This is a genomic window from Pseudovibrio exalbescens DSM 16456, assembly GCF_000422785.1.
In the GTDB taxonomy this organism is placed as follows: Bacteria; Pseudomonadota; Alphaproteobacteria; order Rhizobiales; family Stappiaceae; genus Pseudovibrio; species Pseudovibrio exalbescens.
The window spans coordinates 57,650-72,544 of the sequence record NZ_AUGS01000002.1 but is presented as its reverse complement, the minus strand read 5'-3'; the positions used below and the strand labels follow the sequence as shown (position 1 = coordinate 72,544).

The following is a 14,895-nucleotide window of genomic DNA, read 5'->3' as shown; positions in this document are numbered from 1 at the left end:
GTCCTGACACTGGTAGATGGCAATTGAAGTTCCTAGTTCTAGGGTAATGACAGTCCGGGCGAGAACAAGGTTTTGGAAGAAGATAATATGAATAATTTGAGTGCTGGCCGCAGAGATACGATTTTCGCTTTGTCCAGTGGGGCTTTGCCATCCGGCGTTGCTGTCATTCGTCTTTCAGGACCACAAAGCCGGGATGCGTTGCGTCTCCTGATAAAAGGTAAATTTCCTGTTTCACGTGAATCATCACTTCGGAAACTTTATCACCCTGTGGATGGAAGCGTTCTAGATGAGGCCTTGGTGCTGTGGTTTGAAGGCCCAAACAGCTTTACCGGTGAGGACACTGTTGAGCTTCATTGCCACGGTGGTCGGGCTGTGGTCTCTGCCGTACTACGGGTTCTGTCAAGGATGGAGGGCCTTCGTCCGGCAGAGCAGGGGGAATACACCCGCCGCGCCTTTCATAATAACAAGCTGGATCTTACAGAGGTGGAAGGGCTTGCGGACCTCATAGACGCGGAAACAGAGGCGCAGCGGCGCCAGGCTCAGCGACAAATGTCCGGAGCGCTGGGTGAGCTTTACAACGGATGGCGCGAGAGCTTGATCCGAAGCCGCGCCTTTATCGAGGCGGAGCTGGATTTTGCTGATGAAGAGGATGTGCCGGACTCTGTTTCTGATGAGGTGTGGAGCAAGCTCAGCACCTTGAAAGCTGATATAGAGGCGCACCTGAGTGATGCCCGGCGAGGTGAACGCTTGCGCAGCGGTCTTGTGGTGGTTCTGCTGGGTCCGCCCAATGCGGGTAAGTCCAGTCTGATGAACAAGCTGGCGCGAAGAGATGTGGCGATTGTGACCCCGGAAGCTGGCACCACCCGCGACGTGTTGGAAGTACATCTGGATCTGAGCGGCTATCCTGTGACCCTGATAGATACCGCCGGACTGAGAGAAAATGCCGGTCTTGTGGAGCGGGAAGGGATCAAACGGGCTCTGGCTTCAGCCGAAAATGCGGACCTTATCTTATGGACGCAAGGCCTTGATGGCATCTCAGAACCCTTACCGGAGCATCTGAGGGACGGCTCGGCAGAGGTCTGGATTGTGAAGACGAAGGCGGATCTAGCGGCAGAGGTGGCACGCGTTGAGGTTGAGGGTTTACCTTTTGTTTACTCTAGTACTCACAATGAAGATGGTATGGATGCGCTAATAGAGAAGCTCACCGCCTTTGCAGAAGAGAATATCGGCAATTTCGAAAACCCTCTGATCACTCGGGAGCGCTACCGCTCTCATTTAAGCTCGTGCGTTGAGGCATTGGATCGCGCCATTGCTGGAGCGCATCTACCTTTGGAACTGCGAAGCGAAGAGCTTCGTATGGCCGCAGAACAGCTTGGGCGTATCACCGGACGTATCGATGTAGAGGATCTTCTGGACGTCATTTTTAGGGACTTTTGCATAGGTAAATGAGCGAGCCTGTTTCACGTGAAACTATCAGATGTCAAGATGAGTCGTTTTGCGGGGATAATTAAGGGGAGAAGCTTGTCCTGATAATCGCATGTCATTTGCGATCGAATCATGCTTATCAAGGCTTTGACGTTGTCCGGTGGCTCATGTATTAAAACCCAACTGAACTGCTAGACCGAAGCATGTGTTGCTGGCCAAACAGCCCATCCAAGAGCGCTGAAAACAAGAGCCGCACCAGACTGATTTAGGAAGAGACAAGTGACCACATTGAGCAAGCGCTTTGACGTTATTGTCATTGGCGGTGGCCACGCTGGCTGCGAAGCTGCGGCCGCGGCTGCCCGCGCCGGAGCGCATACCGCGCTGGTGACGCATCGTTTTGATACGATTGGCGTGATGTCGTGTAACCCGGCCATCGGTGGGTTAGGGAAGGGGCATCTGGTCCGTGAAATTGATGCCCTGGACGGCTTGATGGGCCGCGTCGCGGACGCTGCAGGTATTCAGTTTCGCATGCTCAATCGCCGAAAGGGGCCCGCAGTGCAGGGACCGCGAGCGCAGGCAGATCGCAAACTTTATCGTAAGGCCATGCAGCGCGAGATTTCGAGCATAGCTAATCTCGTGGTGGTTGAAAGTGAAGCAGATAAGCTTCTTCGCGAAGGAAATCAGCTCAAGGGCATTGCGCTTGCCGATGGAACGGAGTTGAAAGCTGAAGCCGTAGTTTTGACGACGGGAACCTTTCTGCGCGGCATGATCCATATCGGTTTGGATAAAACGCCTGCTGGAAGAGACGGCGAGAAACCTGCTATGGGCTTGTCCGCTAGTCTTGAAGAAATCGGTTTGCGGTTGGGGCGCTTAAAAACAGGTACGCCGGCCCGTCTCGACGGTCGCACCATAGATTGGGACCAGTTGGTCGAGCAGCCGGGTGATGAGGCTCCTGAGCCTTTCTCTACGCTGACGGACAAGATTACAGTGCCGCAGGTTTCCTGCTACATCACCCGGACCACTCAGGAAACTCATCAGATCATTCGCGAAAATTTGGATCGCTCCGCTATGTATTCTGGTGAGATCAAGGGAAGGGGACCACGCTACTGTCCTTCGATTGAAGACAAGGTGGTACGGTTCGGCGACCGGGATGGCCACCAGGTGTTCCTGGAGCCTGAAGGTCTTGATGATCACACGGTTTATCCGAATGGCATTTCCACTTCTCTTCCAGTGGATGCGCAACTTGCGTTTTTGAAGACCATTCCGGGCCTTGAAAAGGTCGAGGTGATCAAACCCGGTTATGCCATTGAGTACGACCATATCGACCCAACCGAGTTGCGTCCGACCCTGGAGGTGAAGAAGCAGAAAGGGTTGTTCCTTGCTGGTCAGATCAACGGCACTACAGGCTATGAAGAAGCCGGCGCACAAGGGCTTTTGGCCGGATTGAATGCGGCGCGTTTGGCGAAAGGCGACGAGCCCGTCGTTATTGGCCGCGCAGACGCATATATTGGCGTAATGGTCGACGATCTTGTAACCCGCGGAGTTACTGAGCCTTATCGTATGTTTACCTCACGGGCAGAATATCGTTTGTCCTTGCGTGCGGACAATGCTGACCAGCGGTTGACGCCGTTGGGGCTTGCATGGGGATGCGTGGGGGATGCGCGTTGGGCCGCCTTCCAACAAAAGCGCAGGTCATTGGATGATGCGACTGCGTTGATGAAGAGCTTGATCATTTCGCCTAATGAAGGTCGAAAGAAGGGACTTCCCATCAATCAGGATGGTGTAAAGCGTTCCGCATTTGATCTTCTTGCTTATCCCGATATCGATCTGGACAAACTGGAAATTGTATTTTCCGAGATAAATCAATTAGATAGGAAGATAGCTGAGCAAGTGGCCATTGATGCCATGTACGCGGTTTATTTGGAGCGCCAATCTGCGGATATTGAGGCTTTGAAGAAGGATGAAGCGCTGAGCATTCCTGCGGATCTTGATTACGGTGCGCTTTCGGGGCTTTCTAATGAAGTTAGACAAAAGTTGGAGTCAGTGCGGCCAACGACCATTGGTCAGGCTTCGCGGGTCGATGGCGTGACGCCCGCTGCACTTACTTTACTATTGGGGCATGTGCGCCGGAACGGCTTGCGTGTGGCGCAGACTGGGTAATGTTGTGGTAACAAAACAAGATACGGAACAAATGGCCGTGGTGCAGAAAATGTACCCGGATGTTTCACATGAAACATTTAATCGGTTGGCGCTTTATGTGGATTTGGTACGCAAATGGCAACCGGCGCAGAACTTGATTGCTCCCAAAACGCTACCGGATATTTGGATACGCCATGTAGCCGATTCTATTCAGATTCAAAAAACAATCCCGGACGCTCGCAACTGGATCGATTTTGGAAGCGGAGCGGGGTTTCCTGGCCTTGTCACTGCTATTTTGCTGGCTGATGAGCCTGAGGCACTGGTGCATCTGGTGGAGAGTAATCAACGCAAGGCGGCTTTTCTTCGCACTGTTGCACGTGAAACTGGCTGTAAGGTTCAGGTTCATGCTGGCAGAATCGAGAGTGTGACTGAGAACTGGACCCAGCCGATTGATGCGATTTCCGCTCGAGCTTTGGCCTCTTTGGCGGTTTTATGCGGGTTTTCTGCCCGTTTGATTCAACAGGGTGCTACCGCTGTTTTCCACAAAGGGCAAGATTTTCAGAGGGAGATTGAAGAAGCGTCTCACGAGTGGTCCCTAGATCTGGTAGAACATAAAAGTCGAGTAGATCCGCTAAGTCGCGTTCTTGTCATTCGGGGTATGGAACCTGCGACAGCTGGACGGGGACCTGTTTCATGAACTTATTGCCACAATCTCCGCGAGTCTTGACGCTTGCGAACCAGAAAGGCGGCGTTGGTAAAACGACGACCGCGATCAACCTTGGTACCGCTCTTGCTGCGATCGGGGAGCGTGTTCTTGTTATCGATCTGGATCCGCAGGGAAACGCCTCAACGGGTTTGGGCATTGATCGGCAGGCGCGCGAGTATTCAACCTATGATGTTCTGTGTGGCGATTGCTCGTTGCAGCAGGCACTTCAAGAGACCGCTGTACCTCGACTCTGGATCGCTCCGTCCACTATGGATTTGCTGGGCGTTGAGCTGGAAATATCGAGTGCATCTGATCGAGCGTTTCGGCTCCGTAATGCAATCGTGAATTTGGCCAAAGCAGCTGAGCAGGGACGGGCACAAGGCTTTTCCTATATTTTGGTTGATTGTCCGCCGTCCTTGAACCTGCTCACCATCAATGCTTTGAGCGCATCCCACTCGATCTTGGTGCCATTGCAGTGTGAGTTTTTTGCGCTTGAAGGGTTGAGCCAGCTTTTGAGTACAGTTGAGCAGGTCAAACACACCTTGAACAGCGAACTGAGCATCCACGGTATTGTGTTGACGATGTATGACAGCCGTAACAATCTGTCGAGCCAGGTGGTTCAGGATGTCCGGGAAACAATGGGCGACGCTGTTTATGAAACTGTAATTCCGCGAAATGTGCGGGTTTCAGAGGCGCCGTCTTACGGAAAGCCAGCGTTGCTTTATGATCTGAAGTGTTCGGGCTCACAGGCGTACTTGCGGCTGGCGTCTGAAATCATTCAGCGTGAACGCGATATGCGAATGGCTGCGGCCTGATGCGATGGGTAGTTGAGTAGCGTCGCAGAGGCGTATTTCGAATAATGAATGGCGGCCACACTGGTATCGGGTAGGTGGACGCACTATCAAGGGGCGTTTGCGCGGCGCTTCGCCCTTAATGATGTCGATCAGGTGAACAAAATGACGAAATCTGAGGAAGGCGGTCGAAGCAACAAGCGTTTGGGACGTGGGCTTGCGGCTTTGATTGGAGATGTAAATGTTGAATCATCGCACACCTCGGAGCGTCCAAGGGATGTGCGCAAAGTTCCTATTGAGAACATGCGTCCCAATCCACGCAACCCTCGGAAAGCATTTGTTGAAGAGGATCTGACGAGCCTTTCGGAATCCATTCGCGAAAAGGGTATAGTTCAACCCATTCTTGTTCGTCCGCAGCCTAATGCACCGGGTCACTACGAGATTATTGCCGGTGAGCGTCGTTGGCGTGCAGCCCAACGGGTGGGGTTGCATGACGCTCCTGTCGTCATTCGCGATGTCACGGATCAAGAAGCCCTCGAGCTGGCAATCATTGAGAACGTCCAGCGGGCGGATTTGAACCCGATTGAAGAGGCGTTGGGTTATGATCAGTTGATCGAGGACTTTTCCTATAGTCAGGTGGAACTGTCCAAGGTGATCGGCAAAAGCCGTAGCCATGTGGCCAACACACTTCGTCTCTTGAAGCTGCCAAACTCTGTCAAAGATTATCTGGCGGAGGGCTTGCTGACAGCCGGCCATGCGCGCGCTCTTATTACAGCTGAAGATCCTGCGGCGCTGGCTGATTTGATTGTTGAGCGCGGTTTGACAGTGCGTGATGCGGAAAGGCTGGCCCAAGATCCATCTCTTTTGGAGAAGAAGGCACGTGCGCCCAAACCGGAAAAAGATGCCGATACCAAAGCGCTGGAAAAACGTTTGACGGACGGGTTGGGATTAAAGGTTGCTATCGCTCACAAGGCGGATAAAGGGGTGGGTGAGCTCAAGATCAAGTATGCCTCACTGGAGCAGCTGGATGAAGTCTGCCGGTTGCTGGGCATTCAGAACTGAATACCTGAGCTCAAGGTTTTTTGAAATAGTTCATTGGCCAGCGTCTTTATCCGAGACGCTGGCTTTTTGCTATGAAGCTTTGTTGGAGAGGTGTTTCCAGGTCGCACGCCAGATACAAGCCGATATTTCGTATCGGAAACGAAACTATTATTTCGAGGTAAGAGCTGACGGAAAAGGCCGGAGTGTCTGGGTGTGGCCGAGAAAGGGAGCTATTACCGGTTCAGACGACTGGCATATTGCCCGATCATCAAAAGCGCGTGCGAGAGGATTGAAGGCCCGAGAACTGCATTGAGCCGGGCTGTTTTAACTGTCTCATTCAGTCGAATGAGAGCTCGCTCAAGCTGTTCAACCGGCCATATCTCGACTTGCCGAACCATTTTCGATTTCCGCTTCCAAAAAACCGGTGGTCGAAGGCTGCCGACTACATCATCAGCGCTCCGCCGCTTTTGCGTCTCCAGTTTGCAAAAGTGCAGTTGTTGGAAGTGTCTGAGCGCCTGACTGGCAATTACGCCGGCATCCATTCCTCCGGCTTCAAAACGCTCCAGGCCCTGGTCCAGTGTTTTCAATTGGCCCAAGGCGGCGGCATCAATCAGTTCGTCCATGGCAAACGCGGAAGCATCACCAATGATTTCCTCAACATGGTGGCTTTCGATACGTTGGTCTTCCATGGCATATAGGCATAACTTCTGAAGTTCACCTCGGCTTGCCCGTCTATCGGCTCCCAGAAGAGCATGGAGAGCCATTCGGGCCTCACGACTAATCATCAGACCAGCTGCCTTTGTTTCCTCGTCTATGAGCCTGTCAACGTCTTTGGCAGTGTCCGGGAAACAGGGTAGGGCAACGGCGAGTTTGTCACCTTCAATCTTTTTGCGCAGCGGCGCCGTCTTTTTAAGGTCCCCAGCTTCAATCACCACAAAAGAAGGTTGGTCCGGATTCCTTAAAAGCGTTTCGACGGCCGGAACGATATTCTTGCTGCTACCGTCCTTGACCCAGATGGTTCGCCGCCCGCCAAACATCGAGATGGTTAGTGCTTCATCCACCAGTCGATTTGGATCCGAACTGATGTCACTGCCGTCCAGTTTGATTTGAGAAAACGGGTCAGGGTCGTCTCCGCCAGCGTGCTTGATCAAAGTCGCTGCGCGTTCAGACACAAGTCCGGTGTCTGGCCCGTAAACAAGGACCAGAGACACGGATTCAGGTGGTTTGGCTACAAACCGATCGACTTCTTGTGCCTTCAGCGCAACCATTGCCCGTCCACTTCGTTAAATTTTGCCGGCGAAGTAACCCGCCAGTCGGGCTTGAATGTCGGCTGCAACGACTTTGGCGGCACGGTCTTCGGCATTGCGTTCTGCGCGCAGGTTGGCAAATCGCTGACTGGAAAAGTCATAGGAGGCAGACGCAAAGGATCGACCCGTGTAGAGGGTTTTGTCCGATACCGCTTCAGATAGCACAAAACTGGCATTCAGTGTCAGGTTATATGCAGACGGCACATCTGCCAGTTCTTCAACACCAACTTCGCTTTCTACCTTGTTCACGAGAACCTTGAGGGTGTACTGCGAAGGCAATCCATCCCCGCCGCGGCGCAGGTTGAACAGCAACTCGTTGCGCAGATACTGATTGACTCGCGCCAGCCCGTTTCCACCAATATCAGCAACCGTCACATCAATTGCCGCCAGTTGCTGCTGCACCGAAGTTTCGATTTCCTGACCGTCCTGGCTGAAGGTCACTGTCTTGACCCCGTATAAGGGGCGAACTTGGCAGCCTGCCAAAACCAGAGAACTGGCAATGAGCGCAACACCGCCGAGCACTGCCCGGCGGTTTGCAAAGGCGGTCTTGGCCTTTCGATCAAACAACGACATTCACGATCCTCTGGGGTACCACAATGATTTTGCGTGGCGCCTTGCCCTCCAGCGCCCGCTGAACAACCTCATGTGCCAGAGTAGCCGCTTCCACGTCCTCTTTGGAAGAGTCTCGTGCGATTGTTAAGTCACCTTTTTTCTTGCCGTTGATCTGAATCGGCAGGGTGATGGTGTCTTCAACGAGCAGGTCTTCGATGAGCGTTGGCCATGCCGACTGCGAAAGCAGCTCATCATGACCCAGAACAGACCAGCATTCTTCAGCAAGATGCGGTGTGATCGGTGCCATCATGTGAAGCAGGAAGTCTGCGCTTTCCCGCAGCGCAAAAACCATATCGGTTCCCGAGAGGTCTGCCTGCGAGGCCTTGCTGATGGCATTGAGGAACTCGTAGATCTTTGCCACGGCGCGGTTGAAACCGAGGCTATCAAAGTCCTTGCGCACACCAGCCAGGGTCTTGTGGGTCATACGCCGCAAGGCAAGGGCGGGTTCGCCAAAATTTGCCGGCTCATCAATTCCGGCGTCTGTCTTTTCCGCAATCTCGTTGATTACACGCCAAACGCGCTGAACGTGACGCCAGGCACCCAGCACACCTTCCTCGGTCCAGATGATGTCACGCTCGGGCGGACTGTCGGAGAGCACAAACCAGCGTGCTGTATCGGCACCGTATGTATCGATGATGTCGGTTGGATCGACAACGTTTTTCTTGGACTTGGACATTTTCTCGACGGAGCCGATGATAACATCCTCACCAGTATCAAGAAGGGTTGCTTTGCGGCCGCCATCTACTTCTTCAATCTTGATGTCTGCAGGAGAAACCCAACGATTGTCCGAGGATGCCTTGTAGGTTTCATGGTTCACCATGCCCTGGGTGAACAGGCCCTTGAAGGGTTCTTTAAGATCAAGATGATGCGTAATCTGCATGGCCCGTGTGAAGAAACGGGAGTACAGCAGGTGCAAGATCGCATGCTCAATGCCACCAATGTACTGGTCTACGGGCAACCATGCGTTGGCAGCAGCCGGATCGGTTGGATTGGTGTTTTTCGGGTCCGTGAACCGAGCAAAATACCAAGAGGAATCCACGAAGGTGTCCATGGTATCGGTTTCACGTTTTGCATCCTTGCCGCAGCAGGGGCATTTGACGTTGCGCCATGTGGGGTGACGATCAAGTGGGTTGCCTGGGCGGTCAAAAGACACGTCTTCCGGCAGCTTGATAGGCAGGCTTTCAATCGGCGCTGGCTGGGGACCGCAGTCATCACAATGGATCACCGGGATCGGACAGCCCCAATACCGCTGCCGTGAAATTCCCCAGTCGCGCAAACGGTAGTTGATTTCTCGAGTACCTTGAGGCTTGCCGCCAACTTTTTGCTGTTCCAAGCGGTCTGATACAGCAGCCTTTGCATCGGCGATGGACATGCCATCCATGAAATCGGAGTTGAAGATGGTGCCTTCACCTGTGTAGGCTTCATCCGTCACTTCGAATGATGTTGGATCTTCCCCATCCGGCAGAACAACCGCCTTGGCTGGCAGACCATACTTGCGAGCAAAATCAAGGTCACGCTGGTCGTGGGCCGGACAGGCGAAAATTGCGCCGGTACCATAATCCATGAGAATGAAGTTTGCGACGTAGACCGGGAGTTCCCAGCTTGGGTCAAGCGGGTGCTTCACACGCAGGCCAGTATCAAACCCCAGCTTTTCTGCGGTTTCAATGGCTTCTTCGGTGGTGCCTATGCGGCGACATTCAGCAATGAATGCCTGCAGATCTTCATTGTTTTCTGCCAATTTCTGCGTAATGGGGTGATCTGGCGACAACCCCATGAAGGAAGCGCCGTAAAGCGTATCCGGCCGGGTTGTGAAGATTTCCAGTGTGGTATCGCCTGTTGGCGCAGCCTCGGTGAATTCAAACAGGACCTTCAGGCCTTCGGAGCGACCAATCCAGTTCTTCTGCATCAACCGAACTTTTTCCGGCCAGCGATCAAGCGTGTCCAGACTCTCAAGCAGATCCTCAGAGAATTCCGAGATCTTGAAGAACCACTGTGTCAGTTCTTTTTGCTCAACGGGAGCACCGGAGCGCCAGCCCTTGCCATCAATCACCTGTTCGTTGGCCAAAACGGTCATATCAACCGGATCCCAGTTGACCTTGGCATTCTTACGATAAATCAGGCCCGCTTTCAGAAAATCGATGAACAAACGCTGCTGTTGTGCGTAGTAGTCTTCGTCGCACGTTGCGAACTCGCGGCTCCAGTCCAGTGATAATCCCATGGATTTCAGCTGGCCGCGCATTGTTGCGATGTTATCGTAGGTCCACCCTTTTGGATGAACACCCTTTTCCATGGCAGCGTTTTCGGCAGGCATACCGAATGCATCCCATCCCATGGGGTGCAACACATTGTGCCCGGTTGCGCGTTTGAAGCGCGCAACAACGTCGCCCATGGCATAGTTGCGCACATGCCCCATGTGGATGCGACCGGAAGGGTAGGGGAACATTTCTAGGACATAGTACTTGTCCCGCGGATCATCGTTGTCCGTCTTGAAAACTTCCTGTTCGTCCCACTTCTTTTGCCAGCGCGTTTCTGTCGCGCGCGCGTTATATCGCTCCGTAGCCATTTATTCCGCCATGTGTGTTTGCCGTACCCGAAGGGCATTCAAAATCGATTGAACGGACTGTCACCAGAAATTGGGAGTTTGGTCAAGCTACTGACTGAGGAAAAAACATCAATAGCCAGCGACAAAAGCTTCACTTTGCCCATTTGGTGCAGAACAGACTTCTGTCTCGCGGCCAAATTGGGTAATAAGCTGAGGAAACGACTGCATTTCGGGAGATCAAAATGAGCCAAGAAGCAGAAAACCGTCTGGCCACTGTGCGCGCCGCTATTGCGAAAGCCGAGAAGGATGCCGGTCGTGCACCGGGCTCGGTGACACTGATTGCGGTATCCAAGACGTTTGATGCCGAGCATATTCGCCCGGTTTTAAACGCAGGCCAGCGGGTCTTCGGGGAGAACAAGGTCCAGGAAGGTATGCGCAAATGGCCAGAGTTGCGCGCTGATTATGAAGGCGTCGAACTCCATCTCATTGGTCCATTGCAATCCAACAAGGCCAAGGAAGCCGTGCAGACCTTTGATGTGATCCACAGCGTGGATCGCGACAAGATTGCCAAGGCCTTGAAAGCGGAAATGGACAAACAAGGCAAGCATCCACGGCTCTATATCCAGGTGAATACCGGTGAGGAAGAGCAAAAAGCTGGCATTGCGCCGCAGGACGCCGATGCGTTCATCGCCAAATGTCGTGAAGAATACGGTTTGCAGATAGAGGGACTTATGTGCATTCCGCCTGTTGAGGAAGCCCCGGGAATGCACTTTGCTCTGCTTGAGAAGATTGCGCGCCGCAACGGATTGGACAAGCTTTCCATGGGCATGTCAGCAGACTACGAGATTGCCGTACAGCACAACGCGACCCACGTGCGGGTTGGTTCCGCGATTTTCGGCGAGCGGGATTACTCACATCTGACTAAGTAAGTTAGACAGTCGATGCCATCCGGCCTATTGGGCCGGATGGGGCATCCTCCGCAAATCCGATATGTATCTCCTTCGGTTGGTGCCTACCAAACACTTCCGCGCGCACCTTCTCTTACGAACACAACCTAAAGGGATGAGACCGGTCACGTCAGCTCAAGCCCAGGGATTTGAGCCATTCAAGAATATCGTTGGTGACGCTGTCGTTGTTTTCGGGGCTGATGATATCACCGGCATTCACATGGAAATTCGGGTCACCTGAGGCTTCAATCAGAATACGGGATTTCGGTTCTGCCCACGCCTCATAAACTGTTTCGGTTTTGGCCGCGTCGACGGTCTTGTCTTCCATTGCGTAGATAAACAGCGTCGGAATGGTGTTGGTGCTCGGGTCGAGACGGTTTACCGCGTCCACGGCTGCGGCCATTGGAATCAGGGCCTTGGAGGCGTAGCTGAGTGTCCAGGCGTGGTCTTCCTTTGCAGAGGCTCCCGCATTGGTGCCGTAGGTTGGACCTAACAGCCAAGGAACAAAATGTTCGGCGAAAGGTGCGGCGAGGAGGAAGGAACCGACCGCGTTGGGACCAAAGTTAGGCGAAAACAGCACCATGGCGTGCGTTCCCGCCATCATGTCAGAGTGACTCAGGCTGCCCCATGCGGCGAGGGTAGCGCCGGTAGAGGTGGCGATGACTATTGTTTTGTCGCCGATGCGCCGACCAATGGTGAGGGCTTCGGCCACGTCATTCAGCCAGCCAGACAGGGTGCCTTCTGCCATCGCGTCGCCTGTGCGTCCGTGTCCTTGAAGCCGGGTGTAATAAAGATTGGCCTGAAGCCGATCTGCCACGCGGTCCGGGATCGGTCGAATTTCTTCTTTGCTGGCTGAAAAACCGTGAATGTAGACAATGGAGTAGGCCGTTTTTTCCTTGGTTTGCGGATCGGCCCAAACGATTTCTTTTTGGAGCCCTTCTCGGATATCCGGCACGCGGCTTTCCTTTTGTGCCAGGTAGGTGTCAAGATCCTCTCCTATTCCGGAGGGATTGAAAGAAACACTGGCGCGGTCTGACGCGCGCGGACCCAGAAAATAAATTGCAACCACAGCAATGATGCTCGTAACAAAAACCAGAAGAATGTTGCGCATGCTAAACCTCTTCATCATGTCGCGGCAACATTATGTGTAATTACGTATTTAGCCAAGACCAGAGACTGGCCACCGAAATTCACCAAGCCTGCTGAATGTTCCCTTTAATGGCGGCTTTCCGCATAGATGCTTGACTCCACTGCTTTCATCAACTAAGTCATCTGCAACTCCGTACATGTATGTCACTGGAGCAACTGACCGGGACCCGAAAAGGTATAAAGAGATCCCGGAGGTCAACACCCGACAGCGCGATGCGCCCTCGGGTGCTTTTTTGCTATGCGTACAACGATGTATGCATGCCAAAACGGTGACATCTGCTATGGAGCGGAGCAGGGTGATGGGTTTAGGATGGCCCGACCTTGAAACCGAATGAAGATTTTGAAGGAACGCTATGTTCGATAACCTGTCAGATCGCCTGGGCGGTATTCTTGATAAGCTGACCAAGCGCGGTGCCTTGTCAGAAGCCGATGTGAATGAAGCGCTGCGCGAAGTGCGCCGTGCCCTCATCGAGGCCGATGTGGCGCTGCCAACTGTGCGTTCCTTTACCGACAAAGTGCGCAACCGCGCGGTCGGCGCAGAAGTCGTCAAATCCATCAAGCCTGGTCAGATGGTCGTCAAGATCGTCCATGATCAACTGGTGGAGATGCTTGGCACAGACAGCCAGCCGATTGACCTGAATGCGCCTGCGCCGGTTTGCATCATGATGGTGGGCCTGCAGGGTGCGGGTAAAACCACAGCCACCGGCAAGATAGCGCGTCGTTTGACCCAGCGCGACAAGCGCAAGGTGTTGATGGCCTCCCTGGATACCCGCCGACCGGCCGCTCAAGAGCAGCTGAAGGTCTTGGGTGAACAGAACGGCGTTGACACATTGCCGATCATCGAAGGCCAGCAGCCCGTGGACATTGCCAAGCGGGCCATGAATGCAGCACGGCTGGGCGGTTATGATGTGGTCATGCTGGATACGGCGGGCCGCACCCATGTTGATGAGCCGCTCATGGTTGAGATGGCTGACGTGAAAGCTGCGGCAAATCCTCATGAGATCTTGCTTGTTGCCGATGCGCTCACCGGTCAGGATGCCGTCAATCTGGCCAAGAGCTTTAATGAACGTGTTGGCATAACGGGGATCATGCTCACCCGTATGGATGGTGACGGTCGCGGTGGTGCGGCCCTGTCCATGCGTGCGGTAACCGGCCAGCCGATCAAGTTGATCGGTACAGGTGAAAAAGCCGAGGATCTGGAAGATTTCCATCCCAAGCGCATCGCAGATCGTATTCTGGGCATGGGCGATATCGTGTCGCTCGTGGAGAAAGCTTCAGAAGCCATTGATGCTGAAAAAGCAGCTGAAATGGCCAAGAAGATGCAGAAGGGCCATTTCGACCTCAATGATCTGAAAGATCAGCTCCAACAAATGGAGAAGATGGGCGGTATGTCCGGCCTGATGGGGATGATGCCTGGCGTGGGCAAGATGAAAAAGCAAATGGAAGCTGCGAACATCGATGAAAAGATGTTCAAGCGACAGGTTGCGATCATTCAGTCCATGACAAAAAAGGAACGTGCCAAGCCGGAGCTTCTCAAGGCCAGCCGGAAAAAGCGTATTGCTGCTGGTGCCGGTGTGCAGGTGGCGGAAGTCAACAAGCTCTTGAAGATGCATCGCCAGATGGCTGACATGATGAAGGCCATGGGTAAGGGCAAAGGCAAGGGTATGCTTGGCAAGATGATGGGTGCCATGGGTGGCGGCATGCCCGGCATGGGCGGCGGTATGCCCAACATCGACCCCAAGCAACTGGAGCAGATGGCCAAGTCCGGTCAGATGCCGGGCGGAATGGATTTGCCACAAGGATTGCCGGGGCAAGGACTCCCCGGTGGTCTGCCGGGTGCCGGTGGACCAAAGCTGCCCGGATTGGGCGGTGGGTCCGGTTTGCCAGGGCTAGGCAAGGGGAAGAAGTAAGTGAGCACTACCCAAGATACAGAACGCGCCTCAGAGGTGCTCGGATCTTTGCGTGCCAGCATCGACAACATCGATGCGGCGCTGGTTCACATGCTTGCGGAGCGGTTCCGTTGTACCAAGGCCGTTGGCGAGTTGAAAGCGGCTCACGATCTTCCACCAGCTGATCCAGCCCGAGAAAAATTACAGATCGAACGTCTGCGCCGTCTGGCTGCCGACGCCAATCTGGATCCTGATTTTGCGGAGAAGTTCCTGAACTTCATCGTCAAAGAAGTCATTCGACATCATGAAGCCATTGCTGCGGACCGCGGCAAAACTGATTACTAGGA

12 protein-coding genes are annotated in these 14,895 nt (G+C 53.7%); 8 read left to right on the top strand and 4 right to left on the bottom strand.

Annotated features, from left to right (window positions below):
* The first annotated feature begins 87 nt into the window (after positions 1-87).
* The 5 genes from mnmE (at position 88) to G512_RS0102835 (ending at position 6,123) form a co-directional block, all read left to right on the top strand.
* Positions 88-1,449 (top strand): tRNA uridine-5-carboxymethylaminomethyl(34) synthesis GTPase MnmE, encoded by a 1,362-nt coding sequence (mnmE, locus tag G512_RS0102855; protein ID WP_028480393.1) that lies wholly within the window; start codon positions 88-90, stop codon positions 1,447-1,449.
* A 264-nt stretch (positions 1,450-1,713) separates the two neighbouring features.
* Positions 1,714-3,585: a tRNA uridine-5-carboxymethylaminomethyl(34) synthesis enzyme MnmG gene (gene mnmG, locus G512_RS0102850; RefSeq protein WP_028480392.1), complete on the top strand. Its 1,872-nt coding sequence runs from the start codon at positions 1,714-1,716 to the stop codon at positions 3,583-3,585.
* A 31-nt stretch (positions 3,586-3,616) separates the two neighbouring features.
* Entirely contained in the window at positions 3,617-4,261 is a 645-nt protein-coding gene (gene rsmG, locus G512_RS0102845; protein ID WP_228130467.1) for a 16S rRNA (guanine(527)-N(7))-methyltransferase RsmG, read from the top strand.
* Positions 4,258-5,085 carry a ParA family protein gene (locus tag G512_RS0102840; RefSeq protein WP_028480390.1) on the top strand — a complete coding sequence of 276 codons (828 nt, stop codon included), beginning with the start codon at positions 4,258-4,260 and terminating at the stop codon, positions 5,083-5,085. Before rsmG ends, G512_RS0102840 begins: the two co-directional genes overlap by 4 nt.
* Positions 5,086-5,226: 141 nt before the next feature.
* Positions 5,227-6,123, top strand: a complete 897-nt coding sequence (locus G512_RS0102835; RefSeq protein WP_028480389.1) for a ParB/RepB/Spo0J family partition protein — start codon at positions 5,227-5,229, stop codon at positions 6,121-6,123.
* Positions 6,124-6,335: 212 nt separating this feature from the next.
* Here the strand turns inward: G512_RS0102835 and holA are convergent, their stop codons facing one another.
* Genes holA through leuS form a run of 3 tightly spaced genes read right to left on the bottom strand, consistent with a single transcriptional unit; the run spans position 6,336 to position 10,584 of the window.
* A complete protein-coding gene (holA, locus tag G512_RS0102830) occupies positions 6,336-7,370 on the bottom strand; it encodes a DNA polymerase III subunit delta (protein WP_028480388.1) in 1,035 nt (344 codons plus the stop codon).
* 15 nt (positions 7,371-7,385) lie between these two features.
* Complete coding sequence (lptE, locus tag G512_RS0102825) at positions 7,386-7,982, bottom strand: LPS assembly lipoprotein LptE (RefSeq protein WP_028480387.1); 597 nt, start codon at positions 7,980-7,982, stop codon at positions 7,386-7,388.
* A complete protein-coding gene (leuS, locus tag G512_RS0102820; protein ID WP_028480386.1) occupies positions 7,969-10,584 on the bottom strand; it encodes a leucine--tRNA ligase in 2,616 nt (871 codons plus the stop codon). Before leuS ends, lptE begins: the two co-directional genes overlap by 14 nt.
* A gap of 221 nt (positions 10,585-10,805) precedes the next feature.
* Here leuS and G512_RS0102815 point away from each other — a divergent pair, with 221 nt between their 5' ends.
* Entirely contained in the window at positions 10,806-11,492 is a 687-nt protein-coding gene (locus G512_RS0102815; RefSeq protein WP_028480385.1) for a YggS family pyridoxal phosphate-dependent enzyme, read from the top strand.
* Between the two features lie 148 nt (positions 11,493-11,640).
* On the opposite strand, the gene G512_RS0102810 is transcribed toward G512_RS0102815, so the two are convergent.
* Positions 11,641-12,621, bottom strand: a complete 981-nt coding sequence (locus tag G512_RS0102810; protein ID WP_028480384.1) for an alpha/beta hydrolase — start codon at positions 12,619-12,621, stop codon at positions 11,641-11,643.
* A gap of 391 nt (positions 12,622-13,012) precedes the next feature.
* Here G512_RS0102810 and ffh point away from each other — a divergent pair, with 391 nt between their 5' ends.
* Together ffh and G512_RS0102800 are read left to right on the top strand one after the other, a co-directional pair.
* Positions 13,013-14,569 (top strand): signal recognition particle protein, encoded by a 1,557-nt coding sequence (gene ffh / locus G512_RS0102805; protein ID WP_028480383.1) that lies wholly within the window; start codon positions 13,013-13,015, stop codon positions 14,567-14,569.
* Positions 14,570-14,893: a chorismate mutase gene (locus G512_RS0102800; protein WP_028480382.1), complete on the top strand. Its 324-nt coding sequence runs from the start codon at positions 14,570-14,572 to the stop codon at positions 14,891-14,893.
* Positions 14,894-14,895: the final 2 nt, after the last annotated feature.

Bases quoted from the DNA above. Each gene is read 5' to 3' on its own strand.
- G512_RS0102815 (WP_028480385.1), top strand. From the start codon at position 10,806: ATGAGCCAAGAAGCAGAAAACCGTCTGGCCACTGTGCGCGCCGCTATT.
- rsmG (WP_228130467.1), top strand. From the start codon at position 3,617: ATGGCCGTGGTGCAGAAAATGTACCCGGATGTTTCACATGAAACATTT.
- G512_RS0102835 (WP_028480389.1), top strand. From the start codon at position 5,227: ATGACGAAATCTGAGGAAGGCGGTCGAAGCAACAAGCGTTTGGGACGT.
- holA (WP_028480388.1), bottom strand. From the start codon at position 7,370: ATGGTTGCGCTGAAGGCACAAGAAGTCGATCGGTTTGTAGCCAAACCA.
- leuS (WP_028480386.1), bottom strand. From the start codon at position 10,584: ATGGCTACGGAGCGATATAACGCGCGCGCGACAGAAACGCGCTGGCAA.
- ffh (WP_028480383.1), top strand. From the start codon at position 13,013: ATGTTCGATAACCTGTCAGATCGCCTGGGCGGTATTCTTGATAAGCTG.
- lptE (WP_028480387.1), bottom strand. From the start codon at position 7,982: ATGTCGTTGTTTGATCGAAAGGCCAAGACCGCCTTTGCAAACCGCCGG.
- mnmE (WP_028480393.1), top strand. From the start codon at position 88: ATGAATAATTTGAGTGCTGGCCGCAGAGATACGATTTTCGCTTTGTCC.
- G512_RS0102840 (WP_028480390.1), top strand. From the start codon at position 4,258: ATGAACTTATTGCCACAATCTCCGCGAGTCTTGACGCTTGCGAACCAG.
- G512_RS0102810 (WP_028480384.1), bottom strand. From the start codon at position 12,621: ATGCGCAACATTCTTCTGGTTTTTGTTACGAGCATCATTGCTGTGGTT.